The organism is Haloterrigena turkmenica DSM 5511, from assembly GCF_000025325.1.
GTDB classification, from domain to species: domain Archaea; phylum Halobacteriota; class Halobacteria; order Halobacteriales; family Natrialbaceae; genus Haloterrigena; species Haloterrigena turkmenica.
The window spans coordinates 1,827,922-1,842,451 of sequence record NC_013743.1; the positions used below are offsets into that span (position 1 = coordinate 1,827,922).

General features: G+C 64.8%; 19 protein-coding genes. 9 read left to right on the forward strand and 10 right to left on the reverse strand.

Translation table 11 applies throughout. The annotated features are described in order from the left end of the window. The first annotated feature begins 36 nt into the window (after positions 1–36). Positions 37–291, forward strand: a complete 255-nt coding sequence (locus HTUR_RS08620; protein ID WP_012942932.1) for an amphi-Trp domain-containing protein — start codon at positions 37–39, stop codon at positions 289–291. A gap of 77 nt (positions 292–368) precedes the next feature. Here the strand turns inward: HTUR_RS08620 and HTUR_RS08625 are convergent, their stop codons facing one another. From HTUR_RS08625 to HTUR_RS08645, 5 genes are all read right to left on the reverse strand, one after another. Beyond that, a complete protein-coding gene (locus HTUR_RS08625; protein WP_012942933.1) occupies positions 369–1,460 on the reverse strand; it encodes an Mrp/NBP35 family ATP-binding protein in 1,092 nt (363 codons plus the stop codon). 134 nt (positions 1,461–1,594) lie between these two features. Continuing rightward, positions 1,595–1,879, reverse strand: a complete 285-nt coding sequence (locus HTUR_RS08630) for a hypothetical protein (RefSeq protein WP_012942934.1) — start codon at positions 1,877–1,879, stop codon at positions 1,595–1,597. A gap of 142 nt (positions 1,880–2,021) precedes the next feature. Further along, on the reverse strand, positions 2,022–2,324 hold the full coding sequence (locus tag HTUR_RS08635; protein ID WP_012942935.1) for a hypothetical protein: 303 nt from the start codon (positions 2,322–2,324) through the stop codon (positions 2,022–2,024). Further along, entirely contained in the window at positions 2,324–3,685 is a 1,362-nt protein-coding gene (gene nrfD, locus HTUR_RS08640) for an NrfD/PsrC family molybdoenzyme membrane anchor subunit (RefSeq protein WP_012942936.1), read from the reverse strand. Before nrfD ends, HTUR_RS08635 begins: the two co-directional genes overlap by 1 nt. Beyond that, positions 3,682–5,340, reverse strand: a complete 1,659-nt coding sequence (locus HTUR_RS08645) for a 4Fe-4S ferredoxin N-terminal domain-containing protein (RefSeq protein WP_012942937.1) — start codon at positions 5,338–5,340, stop codon at positions 3,682–3,684. Before HTUR_RS08645 ends, nrfD begins: the two co-directional genes overlap by 4 nt. Positions 5,341–5,739: 399 nt before the next feature. Between HTUR_RS08645 and HTUR_RS08650 the strand changes: the two genes are divergently transcribed. After that, entirely contained in the window at positions 5,740–6,069 is a 330-nt protein-coding gene (locus tag HTUR_RS08650) for a cupin domain-containing protein (RefSeq protein WP_012942938.1), read from the forward strand. On the opposite strand, the gene HTUR_RS08655 is transcribed toward HTUR_RS08650, so the two are convergent. Then, positions 6,066–6,737, reverse strand: coding sequence for a helix-turn-helix domain-containing protein (locus HTUR_RS08655; RefSeq protein ID WP_012942939.1), 672 nt, complete (start codon positions 6,735–6,737; stop codon positions 6,066–6,068). The genes HTUR_RS08650 and HTUR_RS08655 overlap by 4 nt on opposite strands. A gap of 134 nt (positions 6,738–6,871) precedes the next feature. Here HTUR_RS08655 and HTUR_RS08660 point away from each other — a divergent pair, with 134 nt between their 5' ends. The 3 genes from HTUR_RS08660 to HTUR_RS08670 all read left to right on the forward strand — a co-directional run bounded on the left by HTUR_RS08660 (position 6,872) and on the right by HTUR_RS08670 (position 7,871). Beyond that, positions 6,872–7,102 carry a DUF2249 domain-containing protein gene (locus HTUR_RS08660; protein WP_012942940.1) on the forward strand — a complete coding sequence of 77 codons (231 nt, stop codon included), beginning with the start codon at positions 6,872–6,874 and terminating at the stop codon, positions 7,100–7,102. 74 nt (positions 7,103–7,176) lie between these two features. Next, complete coding sequence (locus HTUR_RS08665) at positions 7,177–7,410, forward strand: DUF2249 domain-containing protein (protein ID WP_012942941.1); 234 nt, start codon at positions 7,177–7,179, stop codon at positions 7,408–7,410. A gap of 140 nt (positions 7,411–7,550) precedes the next feature. Beyond that, positions 7,551–7,871: a DUF2249 domain-containing protein gene (locus HTUR_RS08670; RefSeq protein ID WP_012942942.1), complete on the forward strand. Its 321-nt coding sequence runs from the start codon at positions 7,551–7,553 to the stop codon at positions 7,869–7,871. Between the two features lie 18 nt (positions 7,872–7,889). Here HTUR_RS08670 and HTUR_RS08675 read toward each other — a convergent pair whose 3' ends face one another. After that, positions 7,890–8,804, reverse strand: a complete 915-nt coding sequence (locus HTUR_RS08675; RefSeq protein WP_012942943.1) for an alpha/beta fold hydrolase — start codon at positions 8,802–8,804, stop codon at positions 7,890–7,892. Between the two features lie 99 nt (positions 8,805–8,903). Next, positions 8,904–9,029: a hypothetical protein gene (locus HTUR_RS28430; protein ID WP_012942944.1), complete on the reverse strand. Its 126-nt coding sequence runs from the start codon at positions 9,027–9,029 to the stop codon at positions 8,904–8,906. A 214-nt stretch (positions 9,030–9,243) separates the two neighbouring features. Here HTUR_RS28430 and gatC point away from each other — a divergent pair, with 214 nt between their 5' ends. The 3 genes from gatC to HTUR_RS08690 all read left to right on the forward strand — a co-directional run bounded on the left by gatC (position 9,244) and on the right by HTUR_RS08690 (position 11,304). Then, entirely contained in the window at positions 9,244–9,522 is a 279-nt protein-coding gene (gene gatC / locus HTUR_RS08680) for an Asp-tRNA(Asn)/Glu-tRNA(Gln) amidotransferase subunit GatC (RefSeq protein ID WP_012942945.1), read from the forward strand. Between the two features lie 2 nt (positions 9,523–9,524). Continuing rightward, on the forward strand, positions 9,525–10,799 hold the full coding sequence (gatA, locus tag HTUR_RS08685) for an Asp-tRNA(Asn)/Glu-tRNA(Gln) amidotransferase subunit GatA (RefSeq protein WP_012942946.1): 1,275 nt from the start codon (positions 9,525–9,527) through the stop codon (positions 10,797–10,799). A 91-nt stretch (positions 10,800–10,890) separates the two neighbouring features. Further along, positions 10,891–11,304 (forward strand): hypothetical protein, encoded by a 414-nt coding sequence (locus HTUR_RS08690; RefSeq protein WP_012942947.1) that lies wholly within the window; start codon positions 10,891–10,893, stop codon positions 11,302–11,304. A 74-nt stretch (positions 11,305–11,378) separates the two neighbouring features. Here HTUR_RS08690 and HTUR_RS08695 read toward each other — a convergent pair whose 3' ends face one another. Together HTUR_RS08695 and HTUR_RS08700 are read right to left on the reverse strand one after the other, a co-directional pair. Next, positions 11,379–11,729, reverse strand: coding sequence for a helix-turn-helix transcriptional regulator (locus HTUR_RS08695; RefSeq protein ID WP_049941854.1), 351 nt, complete (start codon positions 11,727–11,729; stop codon positions 11,379–11,381). Positions 11,730–11,867: 138 nt separating this feature from the next. Then, positions 11,868–12,665 carry an NRDE family protein gene (locus tag HTUR_RS08700; protein ID WP_012942949.1) on the reverse strand — a complete coding sequence of 266 codons (798 nt, stop codon included), beginning with the start codon at positions 12,663–12,665 and terminating at the stop codon, positions 11,868–11,870. Between the two features lie 246 nt (positions 12,666–12,911). Between HTUR_RS08700 and HTUR_RS08705 the strand changes: the two genes are divergently transcribed. After that, entirely contained in the window at positions 12,912–14,507 is a 1,596-nt protein-coding gene (locus HTUR_RS08705) for a BCCT family transporter (RefSeq protein WP_012942950.1), read from the forward strand. Positions 14,508–14,530 lie beyond the last annotated feature (23 nt).

Sequence of the window (14,530 nt, forward strand, 5' to 3'; positions counted from 1 at the left end):
CCAATCTATTTACATCCGCTCGGTGGCCGTTCAGCCATGGCTGAGAAAACCGCCAACGAACAGACCGTGACGCGAGAAGAGGCCGCGGACCTCGTTCAGGAGCTCGCTCGCGAGTTGCGAAACGAGGGCGCCGCCGAAGTACGAGTCGGGAACAAGATGCTGACGCTCTCGCCGACGCCCGAAGTCGAGTACGGGATCGAAGTCCAGGAGCGTTCGCCGATGCTCGGCGGGCCCCGAGAGGAGATCACGGTGACCCTCGAGTGGGAGGTCGAAGAAGAACCGTCGCCGTAACCGCATCGCACGGACGTCCCGCACCGCATTGCGCGGGCGTTCCGAATCTCGAACGCCGACGTCGTTCGACCGAGCCGTTAGTCTTCGGTCTCGGTCGGCAGCTGGTTGTCCGGACCGCCCTCGACGTTGTCGGCGACGCGCTGTCGATTGGTCATTCCGACGCGGTCGGAGACGTCCGCGACGAGGTCCGAGAGGGTCTCCTGGACCTCGCTCGTCTCGTCTTTGACGAGCGCGCCCTCGCTGCCCTCGGCGCCGAAGTCGGGGTGGATCGGGATCTGAGCGAGCAGCGGCGTGTCGTACTTGTCGACGATCGTCTGTGCGCCCTCGGTGCCGAACAGGCCGTGCTGGTCGCCACAGGACGGGCAGATGAACGAACTCATGTTCTCGACGACGCCCAATACGGGCGTGTCGTGCTTCTGGAACATCTGGATCCCCTTTCGGGTGTCGTCCAAGGACATCTCCTGGGGCGTCGTGACGACGACCGCGCCGGTCACCGGCATCGACTGCAGGAGGTTCAGCGTCGCGTCACCCGTCCCCGGCGGCAGGTCGACGACGAGGTAGTCGAGGCGACCCCACTCGACGCCCTCGAGGAACTTCAGCATGAACTTGTTGACCATTGGGCCGCGGAGAATCGCGGGGTCGTCCTCGTCTTCGGTCAGCATGCCCATGCTGATGACGCGGACGCCGTCCGAACGGGGCGGGACGATGTCTTCGTTCGGCGTGACGCCGGGCTCGCTCTCGGGCGGGAGGATCCGCGGGATGTTCGGCCCGTGGATGTCGGCGTCGAGCAGGCCGACCATCGCGCCGCGCTTCTCGAGGCCGGCCGCGATGTTCGCGGCGACCGTCGTCTTGCCGACGCCGCCCTTCCCGGAGGCGACGGCGATGACGTTGCGAACCCGCGGGAGGACCTCGTCGTCGAACCCGTGTTCCTCGCCGACGTGGGCCCGCAGATCCGCCTCGAGGCCGGCCTCGTCACAGACCTCGCGGATCCGGTTGCCCAGCTCCATCTCGGCGGGCGCGTAGGGCGCGTTCAGCGCGAGGTCGATCCGCGCCGTTTCGTCCTCGATGCGGACGTCGTTGACCAGGCCGAGCGAGACGATATCCTCGCCGAGATCCGGATCCTCGATGCCCTCGAGTTTGATCTTGAGTTCGTGCTCTGTGATGCTCATAGCGGATGTTACTGCACGTAAGGCATCGGAACGGGATACGTGTGATGGTTCGATACTCGAGTCGCGCCGCTGGCGTCGATTTCCGTACCGGTTGAGGGGGTTGGGACACCGTACGGATCGATATCGCCGATCGCTTACTGCCCCGGTAGTTCGCCGAAGAAGACGAGCCCGAGTATCACCGTGAGAACGAGCATTGAGACCCACATCGACGTGGTAATGCCGACGAGATACGAGACGCCGAGCAGTCCCGTCCGCGTGTCGCGCGGGGTGCCGACGAACCACGCGACGAGCATCACGTAGATCGGGACCAGAATGACCGCGAAGATGATCCAAGTCCCCTCGTTAGCGAAGCCGGTCCAGCCCTGTGTCCCCCCGTAGCCGTGATAGAGGACCGTCGCCAGCGCGTCGACGAGCGTCATAGGGGAGGTTTTCCGTTCGACGGGGTCGTGGTTTCCCCTGCCTGTGCATGGTTGTCATAGCACACTGCGCATCCGTCGCTCGCGGACGTCGATGACGAGCGAACCAAAAAAGCGAATCGCGAAATCGGAGCCTCGAGCGGTCTTACGGCCCGGGGGCGCCGATGGGTTCCGGCGCGCCGCCGTAGAAGACCAGCCCGATGATCACGGTCAGCACGAACATGCCGATCCACATCGACGAGGTGAGCCCGACGAGGTAGGAGACGCCGAGCAGTCCGCTTTTCGTATCGCGGGGTTCGCCGGTAAACCACGCGACCAGCATGATGTAGACCGGGACCAGGATGATCGCGAAGATGACCCAGGTCCCCTCGTTGACGAACCCGGTCCACCCTTCGGTGCCGTTGTAGCCGTGGTAGAGGAGTTGCTGTGAGAGGCTCATCAGTGACATTAGGCCTTCACCTCCGGTTCAGTAGCGTGTTCATCGTCCTCGCCGTGCTCGTGATCGCCGCGCATGTGTTCGACGGCGTGGAGTTCGACCACGGGAACGAGCTTCGAGAGGTTGAGGAACAACAGCGCGACCAGACCGGCCGTCCCGGCGAGGGACAGCCACTCGATGAGGCTCGGGAAGTACGTCCCGGGCGTCGCCGCGTAGATGTCGAACGTCGGATGCAGGAATCCTTCGACGACGAACAGGACCTTCTCGGTCAGCGTTCCCGTCAGGATGATACCGCTAGCGAGAAGCGCCCGTTTCTTGCTGAACAGCGACGGACGGATTCCCTGCAGGAAGATGAACACGAGCGTGCCGAACATCATCGTCATCGCGACCTGATAGGCCGGGTGCGCCATCTTCGCCTCGGCCGCTTTCTGGCTCGAAAGCGGCCCCATGAACACGCCGTTGAGGACGGACTGGAGCTGGAACCACAGGAACAGCAGAGTGAAGAAGCCCAGCCACAGGAGCAGTCCGCGGAAAATGTCGTCAGTGATGATGTGCTCCCAGTCGTAGGCGCGGCGGAACGAGTAGGAGATGATCATCACGCCGCTGATCGCCGACATCAGCGCGATGCTGAGGAACATCGGTCCCTGAATGCCGCCGGACCAGGCGGGCATCGCCGGGAGCAGCGCGAACAGCCACGGAATGACGCCGCCGTGAAGCAGGAGCGGCGCCATGATGATGACCGCCGCTGCGAGCCACCAGACCATCCGGTCGATGACCTCGTCTTCACGCTCGGTGTAGCCGAGCGTCATCAGCTTGTAGACCGGCTCGAACATGTCGGGCAGATCGTCGCGCAGACGGCTAATGTCGTATCGAAGCGTCAGACCGAGATACGTTGCCGACAGCACGAAGTACGCCGTAATGACGGTCACGTCCCACACCAGCGGCGAGTTGTTGACCGTGATGTGATAGTGACCCAGGACGCTCGTGACCATCCGGTCCGGGCGACCCATGTGGACCAGAATGTAGAACCCGGCTGCCGAGAGGCCACCGATCGTGGTCATCTCCGCGAGTCGGGCGATCGGCATGTATCGATCCATACCGAGCAGGCGAACGGCGGCCGAAAGGATGATCCCGCCGTGTGCCACACCGACCCACCAGATGAACGCGCCGATATACAGGCCCCAAGTCGAACCGCCGCCCGAGCCCCAGTCACCGAGGCCGGTGACGATCAGCCCCTTCTGGAGCTGGTACGCCCAGCCCACGAGGAAGGCCAGCAGCGCCAGGGAGGCGATACCGTACAGGATGAAGTATTTCTTCGTGAGGGTGTTGATCGGTCGGAGGATGTCCTCCTCAGTGGGCAGTTTCGTGCTCACAGCGACCACCCGACGTCACCGACGGTCCCTTCGTCAAGGATCTCCTGACGTTTGTCGACCAGATCCACCTCGGAGCCGTCCGAGCGCTCGTACGAGATATCACTGTACGTCGACGGCCCCTCGACCTGATGGGCTTCCGGACCGGGTTCCTGGCCGATGTACGTGATGTTCGGATGCGTCCCGATGTCTTCGAGCAGCTTGAACTTCGAACTCGGGTTGCCGGCGAACTCCCGGAGCCGAGCGTTGGCGTCGTCTTCTTCGCCGTCTCCGAGTCGCAGTTCCGTCAGCACCTCCTCGCTCTCGAGGTCGACGTACTGTTCGAGCGCATTGAGGGACTCGAGGATCGTCTCTTCGCCCTCGAGGATGCTGTTGTTCTCCTCGTCGCCGGATTCGAGCCCCTCGCTGGCGAGACCGATCGCCTTCATGATGCTGACCACTTCAGCATCGAGCTCGAGTTCCTCGTTCTCGAGCGCGGTCTGGAGGTCGTCGCCCTCGCTGAGCTGCTCGTTGATCGTCGACGGGTCCGGCACGCCGCCTTTAATCTCGATGATCGCGCGGCTTTTGCTCGGGTGCTCGCCGTGCTGATACGCGTCGCTGCGCTCGTCTTTGACGTTGCCGAACTGGATCGCGTTCGGCGGACAGGCGCGCTCACAGGCGGTCGTCCCGACTCTGTCCTCGCCCTGTCGGCCGTCCTGCATCGACGGACACATCGTACACTTGCTCATCGTCCCGCGGGGTGAGCGACTGTCGACCCACCGTTCGGTGCCGTTTTCGTACTCGGCGTGGGTAATCTCTTTGGGGTCTTCACCGTTCTCCCCGCTGATCTCCTCGTGGGCCACGTCGGGTTCGTCCCACTGGAAGTAGTTGACGCCGTAGGGACAGGCGACCTGACAGTAGCGACAGCCGATACAGACGTCGTAGTCGGTCAGCACCAGACCGTCCTTGTCGCGGGTGTGACGGGCCGTGGTCGGACACACCTTCTCACAGGGGGCGTCCGTACAGTGCTGACACGGCCGAACGAGCATATTGTGGTCGCTCGTTCCGCCGACGATGTTGTCGGGCGCCGGAGAGCCGCCGGACGTGAGCTCGTCCTCGAAGGCCATGACGTACATCCAGTTGACGCCCTGGTCCAGATCGTTCTCGCTGGCACAGGCCTCCATACAGGAGAGACAGCCGTCACAGCGCTCGAGGTCGATAGTCATCCCCCACTGGAGATCCTCGTTCTGCTCGGCCTGGGAGCCGCCACCGTGGCCTTTCTCGGCGAGCGAGGGTTGGCCGTCGACGGTGCTACCGAACGCACCCATGCCGACGGCGGCCGCGCCGACCCCCATTTTCTTCATGACGTCGCGGCGACTCTCCTCGCTGTCGCCGTCGAACGCAGAGAGCATGCGGGAGACGGTCCCCTTGGCTTCCTCCTGGGCCGCTTCGAAGGCCTCCTGGGTGGGACGCTGGTCCTCGCCGAACTCCTCCATCACGTCGTCGTGATACATCTCGTGGAACTCGGCTTCGGAGAGCTCGCCCTTCGTGACCCGCATCGCGTCCTGGGCCATCTGCATACCGAGATCCGTATCGTACTCGGTATCGTCGAGCATCTCCTCGAGCTCGCCCTCCCACTCCTGACCGAGCGGGTGGAATGATTCGTCGTCCGTGCTCATGCTGTTAGAACACCTCTGGACGAGAATCCGTACGATGCAAAGCGATTACACGCCGACACGCACGTCAATATGGTCATATATGGATCCTCTACACCGGACTCACAACTAGACGACGTTGAAATATAGAGCCGATTTCCATCGCGTGAGAATCGACGCGAATATGTTCGTGAGTATAATACGCGACTTAATAGCTGTTACTTGTGCTGGCCTGCATTCCGAATCGGGTAGTAGTATAGACGGCTGATATGACGGGTGTCGAAATCCCTCGAAAACTCCGCAAGAGTTTCTCGAGTCGGATCGAGTTCGTCGCAGCTCGCAGTCGGGATACCGGCCGGGATATGGACTCCCGAACCTGTTCGCGCCAGCCCTCACGGGCCTCCGTCCCGTCGAGACGACCGTATGACCGATACCGATCAACTGGCGACGCGGACGGAACGCCGACGCCTCGACGACCTCGAGGAGACCCCCCACGCTCACGTGTTCGACGGCGAGCCGCGGACGGTTCGACTCGAACTCGCCGCCGGCGAGGGGGTGCCGGCGCATCGACATCCCGAACGGACCATCGTCTGCCACGTCCTTAAGGGAACTCTCGAGATACGACTCGGTGACGAGGAGTACGTGCTCGAGGCGGGAGAACTACTCAAATTCGACGGGCGACAGGAGATCGCGCCCGAGGCCCGAACCGACGCGACGGCGCTGCTCGTGTTGGCGCCCAGAGCCGACGACTAACGCGTCGCGAGTTGTTCCTCGAGGGAGTCCCCCTCGACGCCCGGCAGATCTTCGACGAATCGCTTGATGATCGCCTCCTCCGCCCGGTGGAGGGTCTCGCTACAGGTCGACTTCGCGATACCCAGCTGTTCGGCGAGTTCCGTCAACGAGGACTCTCGGGGGGTGTCGTAGTAGCCCTCGTCGACGGCGGCGACGACCACCTCGAGCTGGCGATCCGAGAGCAGTTGGCTCTCGTGGAGCCGCTCGCGGACGTGTTCGATCCGGTACTGCAGCCCGAAGTGCTCGAGCTGTTCGGCGAGTTCGGCCAGCCGGTCTCGCGAGCCGGTCACCTCGATGGTCGCCTCACCGTCGACGATCTCGACGGGGAGTTCAATCGGCATCCCCGAGTCCCGCGAGGAGAACAGCAACAGCGGGGCCGTCGTCTCGAAGTGGACCGTCACCTCGTTGTCGCTGTACTGGGCGAGAGAGAGTTCAGTGATCTGGTCGTGATCGCGCATGTCCTCGACGATGTCCGCGACGTCGGAACCGGCGATGCGGACGAGCGCGAATCCCGTATCGGAGCCGGGAACGGCCGCCAGTACCCGAAAGGTCGCCCCCGGATACGCCGTCGAGAGCTGCTGTATCCAGATCTGTTCGGGCATCGTGATAGTGAGTGTCGCCTGAGCCATACGAACGTGTTCCGTTCGACGGTATATCCCCGTACCGTCGAATATATTCGCCGTAGTTCCCAGGCCGTGGGAACACCCCCAGATCGAACACGTTCGCCCGAATAGCCACGCCCGCTCCGTCCCATAATCGACCTATGGCAACCGATTCCACCGCTTCCGAGACGATCCTCGACGTCCGCGAGATCGACGGCCCGCCGTTCGACGACATCGTGGCCGCCCTCGAGGACCTCCCGGCGGACGGCCGCCTGCACCTGATCGCCCCCTTCGAACCGAAGCCGCTCTACGAGGTCCTCGAGAGCCGCGGGTTCACGCGCGAGACCGAACGGCTCGACGACGTCTGGCACGTCTTCGTCGAGCACGCCTAGACGCGACGGTCCGCCGCTTGCGAGCGAACACGTTCGGACGAACACCCATACGACCGGGATACCCACCACTACCTATGACACGACTCGACGTCAGGGACGTGCCGCCGATGAACCGCCATCCCAAGATCCACGACGCCTTCGAGGAGCTCGAGCCCGGCGAGACGCTGACGATCGTCAACGATCACGAGCCGAAGCCGCTGTTCTACGAGTTCCAGGCGGAGGTCGACGCGTTCGACGCCGACGGCTACGAGGTCGAGCGCGTCGAGGCCGACGAGTTCGTCGCTCGATTCCCCAAGGTCGAGGCGTAGCCGGCCGCGAACCGCGTCGCTCGAGTCCCCGGCTCGGCCGCCTCGCGTCATGTTTCGCGCTGTCTCGAGCGTCTACCCAGCTTCGACGGCCGAACACGTACGGGACGAAAGCGAGGTATCGTCGCCGTGAACGACCACGTATGCAATCGCCCGAGACCGTCGTCGACGGCACCGATGCACCGAGCGACCGACCGCGGACGGTGATCGACGTGCGGTCGCTCGGTCCGCCGGAGCCGCTCAAAAACACCCTCGAGAAACTGGTCGAACTACCCGACGAGACCGTCCTCGTCCAGCGCAACGACCGCGTTCCGCAGTTCCTCTTCCCCAAACTCGAGGACCGCGGCTACGCGTACGAGACCGTCGAGGACGGCGAGGCGTCTGAGGACAGCGAAGGACGAAGTCCCGTGAGCAATCGGACGCAGTCCGGTGACGAGGTCGTGACCGTCATCTGGCGGCCGTAGTCGGTTCGACAGGCGCGACTACGCGCCGTTTTCGAACGTCTCGAGCAACAGCTCCGTCAGTCGGGCCGGTCGTTCGTGTTGCACCCAGTGGCTCGTCTCCGCCAGGAGTTCGAGACGGCTCCGGTGACACCGCTGGTCGCTGTCGACCGCGAGCGGCGTCGTCAAGGCGGTGTCGTCCTCGCCCCAGACGATTAGCGTGGGCGTTTCGACCTGTTCGAGCGGCGGTGACGGCGGATTCCGTCCGTTCGCTCGATACCAGTCCAGCATCCCGCTGATCGCGCCGTCCCGCCGCCACGCGCGGCGGTATCGCTCCAGTTCTACATCGGTGAACGTTCCCGGAGCGGCCGTCTCTCGGAGCGCACGCTCGAGGAACCGGAAGTCGCCCCGACGACAGACGAATTCGGGCACCAGCGGCAGCTGGAAGCACGCCGCATACACGCTTCGCCGAAGCTGGTCGGGGTTGGCGAGCAGGTGCTGGCGATAGACAGTCGGATGCGGCGCGTTGACGATCGCGAGCCGATCGACCGCCGAGGGGCGCCGGAGCGCGAGATCCCAGGCGACCATGCCGCCCCAGTCGTGGCCGACGACGCGTGCGCTGTCCCGTCCCTCGGTCGCGATCAGATCGACGATATCCCGCGAGCACTCGCTAATTCGGTAGGCCCGTACGGCCGCCGGTTTCTCGCTCAGATTGTAGCCCCGCTGATCGGGCACGAGCACCCGATAGCCGGCATCGACGAGTGGCTCGAGTTGGTGGCGCCAGCCGTACCAGAACTCCGGGAAGCCGTGAAGGAGGACGACCAGCGGATCGTCCTCGTCGCCCGCGACGACGACGTGCAACCGGACCTCGTTGACCTCCCGAACGGTCGACTCCGCGTCGACCGTCGACAGTAGCTCCGCGTCCGTCTCGGTCCACGTCGACGGCATCGTAGCCATACCTCGACCGACGACGGAGAGCGTGATACCGGTTCGGGGGCGACCGTCGCGAGTCGGCGTCTCAGATCGGAATCCACCGGTCGACCCGGTAGCGCCGCGCTACGTCCAGACGCGGAGGCACTCGCTTGAGCAGAAGTGCAGTTCGACCCGCTCGTCCGGCGCGTCCGCGACGTGGGTCGTCAGCGTGTAGGCGACCTCCTCGGCTCGGCAGTTGTCGCAGTTCATACGCGACCGGTTGCTATCGATGTCTTTCAGTATACGGTTACTATATTCGGTTCGTGTCGGTTAGCGGTGTAATAACTCGAGTCAAGCCGGTATTGACGACCGACCGTGATCGACGGCCGGCGGCGCCCTGAACGGGTCGAGCCCACACGCTCCGTCTTCGATCCGCAACGACGGTATCGAAACCCTTACTCTCTGCCCGCCGGTTCGAGCAACCATGAGCGACGACGCCGTCAGCCCCGAGGAGGTCCGCCACGTCGCGGGACTCGCTCGCGTCGACCTCGACGACGACGAGGTCGACCGGTTCGCGCGACAGTTCGCGGACATCCTCGAGTACTTCGAGACGCTGGACGAGGTGCCCGAGGTCGACCGCGAGGCCGACCTCACGAACGTGATGCGCCCGGACGAGGAACGCGACTCGCTGGACCGCGAGGCGGCCCTCGAGAACGCCTCGGAGTCCGAAGACGGCTACTTCAAAGGCCCCAACGTATCGTGATCATGTCGGAGAACATCTACATCACCGAGGAGCGAATCGAGGGGACCGACGACGGGCCGCTTTCGGGAACGACCGTCGCGGTCAAGGACAACATCTCGACCGAGGGCGTCCGGACGACCTGCGGTTCGAAGATGCTCGCCGAGTACGTCCCTCCCTACGACGCGACGGTCGTCGAACGCCTGAAGGAAGCGGGCGCGACCATCGTCGGGAAAGCGAACATGGACGAGTTCGGGATGGGGACGACCAACGAGACCTCGTACTTCGGGTCGGTGGACAACCCCGCCGCGCCGGGTCGCGTCCCCGGCGGCTCCTCCGGCGGTTCCGCGGCCGCGGTCGCCGCCGGCGAGGCCGACGTCGCGCTGGGCTCGGACACCGGCGGCTCGGTCCGCTGTCCCGCCGCGTTCTGCGGCGTCGTCGGGATCAAGCCCACCTATGGGCTGGTCTCCCGATACGGGCTCGTCGCCTACGCCAACAGCCTAGAGCAGATCGGCCCCTTCGGCGAGACCGTCGAGGACGCCGCGCAGTTGCTCGACGTCATCGCCGGCGACGACGAGCGGGACGCGACGACGCGCGAACTGCCCCTCGACGAAGACGAGACCTACGCCGACGCCGCGACGGGCGACGTCGACGGCCTGCAGATCGGCGTCCCCACCGAACTGCTCGAGGGTGCCGACGAAGGTGTCGTCGAGACCTTCTGGGACGCTATCGCCGAGTTGGAGGACCGCGGCGCGGAGTACCACGAGGTCTCCCTGCCCTCCGTCGAGCACGCCGTCGAGGCCTACTACGTGATCGCGATGTCGGAGGCCTCTTCCAACCTGGCGCGGTTCGACGGCGTCCGCTACGGCCACTCGGCCGACGCCGAGGGCAACTGGAACGAGACGTTCGCCCGGACCCGCGAGGAAGGGTTCGGCGACGAGGTCAAGCGTCGAATCCTGCTGGGCACCTACGCCCTCTCGGCGGGCTACCACGACAAGTACTACAAGAAGGCTCAGGACGCCCGCGCCTGGGTCAAACAGGACTTCGACGAGGCGCTGTCGGAGGCCGACGTGCTCGCCAGCCCGACGATGCCCGTCCCGCCGTTCGAACTCGGCGAGAGCCTCGACGACCCGCTCCAGATGTACCTCGCCGACGCGAACACGGTTCCGGTCAATCTGGCCGACCTCCCCGCGATCTCGGTGCCGGCCGGCGAGACCGACGGCCTCCCCGTCGGGCTCCAACTGGTCGGTCCCGCGTTCGGCGAGCGGCGGCTGATCCGCACCGCGAGCGCGCTGGCCTGAGCCGCGACTCACGTCTCGAGTCGGAAGATAGCTTTTTATACTGATTTTGCTAACAGTACCCATAGCTAACCGATCGCTCGGTGACCGTTCAATGCAAATTACACACAATCAACAGGTCGAATTCGACGAGTTCTCTCGGGCGTGTGATCTCGTCGAAGGCTACTTCGGGGAGACGGTCGACGACGTCGCGCTGCACGCGCCGGTCTCGCGGCGCCAGCTCGTGGCCGTCCTCGCGCGAGCACAGCTGTCGGGACGCCAGCTCGCGATCGACGGGCTGACCGAGGAGGGAGAGGTCGTCTACCAGTCCAACGACGAGACGCTGCTCTGGCTCGACGGTGGGTTCTGGAACGACATGCGGGGTCGACACCACTTAGAGCCCGACGAGGGCCGGGCCGCACGCGAGGTCCACCGTCGGCTCATCGAGGCCATCGACGGCGACGTTCCCTACTACAACCGCGAGCGGGATCCGTTCGTCCTCATCGAGCGGTTCGATCCCTACGAGTAGCCGTCGCTGGACGGTCGAAGAAGTCGAAAACTGCGTGCTCGAGGCCCGAGCGATCCTCGATTCGGCGTCGGTCGCTAGTCCTCGTAGGCGAGGTTCATGATCCACTGCGAGAAGGCGTCGCTGTTGGGATCGACCTCCTCCTCGCCGATAAACGGCGAGAGCATGTCGCCGGCCATCAGCAGCGTGAAATCCAGGTCTCGAGCGGTCGGCGCGATGTAGTAGGTGTTGTGACCGTCGTAGACCGTGTCCTCACGGTCGACGAGTTCCTTCTCGACCAGCGACTCGACGATTCGGCTGCCCTTTCGCGAGGAGACGCCCAGTTCCTTCCAGAAGTCGCTCTGGTGGATGCCGCCGGTCTCGCGAACGAGTTCGAGCCCGGCGCGCTCGTCCTCGGAGAGTTCCGCTTCGGCTGTCGACATGCTCACGGTGACCACCTCTCCGTACTCGTCGCTAGCGGCAGGAGTGCGTCCATGTGCGTATGAGATGGACGGAGGCGCATGAATCTACCGCTCCCCGGTTCAGTCCACCGCCGGCCGCGCTCGAGGACGGCGACTCGACGAACGTTATCCCCGCCCATCGGAGGCGAGATCGGTCTCGAGGGAGACGGGTTCGTACGCCGTCTCGCAGGGCGGCCCCGGTGCGAACTCGTAGCGAGGCCCTGCAGGACCGAGCGCGATCAGCGACGACGACCGCGTCCCGAATCCGTTGCGATGGATGCAGACGCCGTACTCGTGGTCGCCTAAGACCTCGCCGGCCCGCTCGAGCCACTCGTCGACCGATTCGTCGGCATCGTCGTCATCGTCGCCGCGGTCCCCATCGCCGTCGACCGACAGCGCCTCGCGGACCCCGCGGGCGTTCGCGGCCTGCATTCGCCCCGCGTCCGCCCGGAACTCGGGCACGTCGACCGTCTCGTCGACCGCGACGTTGACCACGACGTGAACACCGGGGTCGAAGTCGATCCGCTCGAGGGTGCCGTCCCAGTAATAGCAGTACGCGTCCGTCTCGTCGGCGACGACGAGATAGAACCCGTCGTACTCGTAGTCGTCCGTCTGGGCCTCGACGATCGCACCCGCCTCGGCGGCCGACGCCGCCTCGAGGACGTCGGCGACGAGCAGGCCCCGCGAGCGCTCCCCCGCGAGATCCGCGTCGGTCCACTTGTTCGTGATCCCCGCGAAGACGCCGCGCTCGTTGTAGCCGATCCACGTCCCGCCGGCCTCGGCGTCTCTGGGCGCGACGGTCAGCGGCTCCTCGCGGTAGACGCCCGGCGGGAACGACTCGCGGCCGACCGCCTCGTCGCGGTTGGCGGCGACCGCGACCGGCGCGTCCTCGAAGACCTTCCAGGCGAGGGTCAGTGTACACACGGCTCGAGATACGGACGCCAGCGGTTTAACTTCCGTTTCGGCGGCAATCCGCTTCGGTGGTTCCCCGCCGTAGACCGCCCCGTGAGATGCGATATCACCCCTGTATCAGGGGTCGAGACGAAGGGTATTTCAAGAACTAGCCGCGGGATTGGAGACACATTTGATGGTAGCTCGCGAGCCTGCGAGTGACGGCGGTGTGCAGTTGAACAACTGCTCCAGAGACGGTCGTATCGAGGGGACCAAGCGATGAACGCGGCGAAAATCCTCGGTCTCGAGGAGGCGTCCTGGCCGGAACGAGCCCTCTTCGCCGTGACGATGTGTGTGATGCTCTCGCTCGGGGCGGTCGGATTTTTGCGCCCGTCGGCGCTGAGTAGCGCGCTCACTGGCGCGAAGGGGTGGATACTTACCTACTTCGGCTGGTGGTTCATCCTCCTCGGATTCGTGCTGCTCATTGCCGTCTTCGCATTCACTGCCTCGCGATATGGCCGACTCCGTATCGGCGGCCCGGACGCCGAACCGGAGTTCGACAGGTTCTCGTGGCTCTCGATGGTGTTCACCGTTGGCTTCGGTGCCTCGGTTCTCATCTGGGGCGTCGCGGAACCGGTGTCGATCGCCCAGCATCCGCCACCGGATCCGGCTCCCGTTCAGGGCGCGTCCGTCGAGTCGATGGCGCTGGCGTTCATGTTCATCCACGAGGTGTTCCCGGGGCTGGCGATGTGGTATCTCCCCGTCGCGATCGCCTTCGGGATCGTGGTCTACACGGAGGGCGTCGGTGACTACAAGATTAGTTCGATGCTCACCGGCATCGTCGACGAGGATCGCATTCCCGGCCTCTACTGGCTGGTCGACTTGGCGGCGCTCGTCGCCACGATCGGCGGTATCTCGACGACGCTGGGCTTCAGCGCACAGACGATGTCGGCAATCCTCGGGCGCGTGTTCGGACTCGAGGCGACGATCCTGACGTACGCGGTGTTCGCCCTCATCGGCGTCGTCTTCCTCGGCGACGTCTGGCTCGGCCTCCGGAAAGGAATCCGCAACGCCGCGCGCGCGACCGTAGTTCTCATCGGCGTCGCGATGGCCCTGCTCGTGGCGGTCGGACCGAGTCTCTACATGGTCGAACTGAGTCTGGACGCGACGGGCGTCTGGCTCAGCAATATGTTCCGGTTAACGCTGTACACTGCGCCGGAATCCGGCGGGAACTGGGCGGCCAACTGGACCGGCTTCTGGTGGGCCTGGTGGGCCGCCTGGAGCATCTTCGTCGGGAGCTTCGTCGCCCGCGTCTCGAAAGGGCGGACCATCCGGGAGATGTTCGCCGTCCTCGTCATCGTCCCGACCATGTTCACTTGGATCCAGCACGGCCTCATCGGCGGCTGGGTGCTCGCGCCGGGATATCAGGAACCGGTCGCCGAAGCGATGGCCTCGGGGGGGAACCCCGCAGCGATTGCGACAGCGCTCCAGATCACCCCGTTCGGAACGGTGCTCGCGGTGCTGTTCGTCTTCATCATCGCCGGCTACATCATCACGTCGCTCGACTCGGCGGTATTCATGATCTCGGCCATCACGCTCGGCGACGAGAATCCGAACGCGCGGAACCGAGCATGGTGGGGTGCACTGCTCGCGCTGTTCGGGATGCTGTCGCTCAGGCTCGAGGAGTTCAGCGCCATCGAGTCGCTCTCGGTGACGATGGCGCTCCCGTTCTCGCTGTTCCTGCTGCTCGTTCTGTACGGGAGTTACGTCGTCGCCCGGGACTACGTCCGTGAAGGCGAGGACGAGATGCCCCAATCGGACCCGCAGACGTCCCGTCCGCAGTCGGCTGATCACGGCGTTCCCGACGACGATTGAGCGCCGCCGGCGATCGGCTCGAT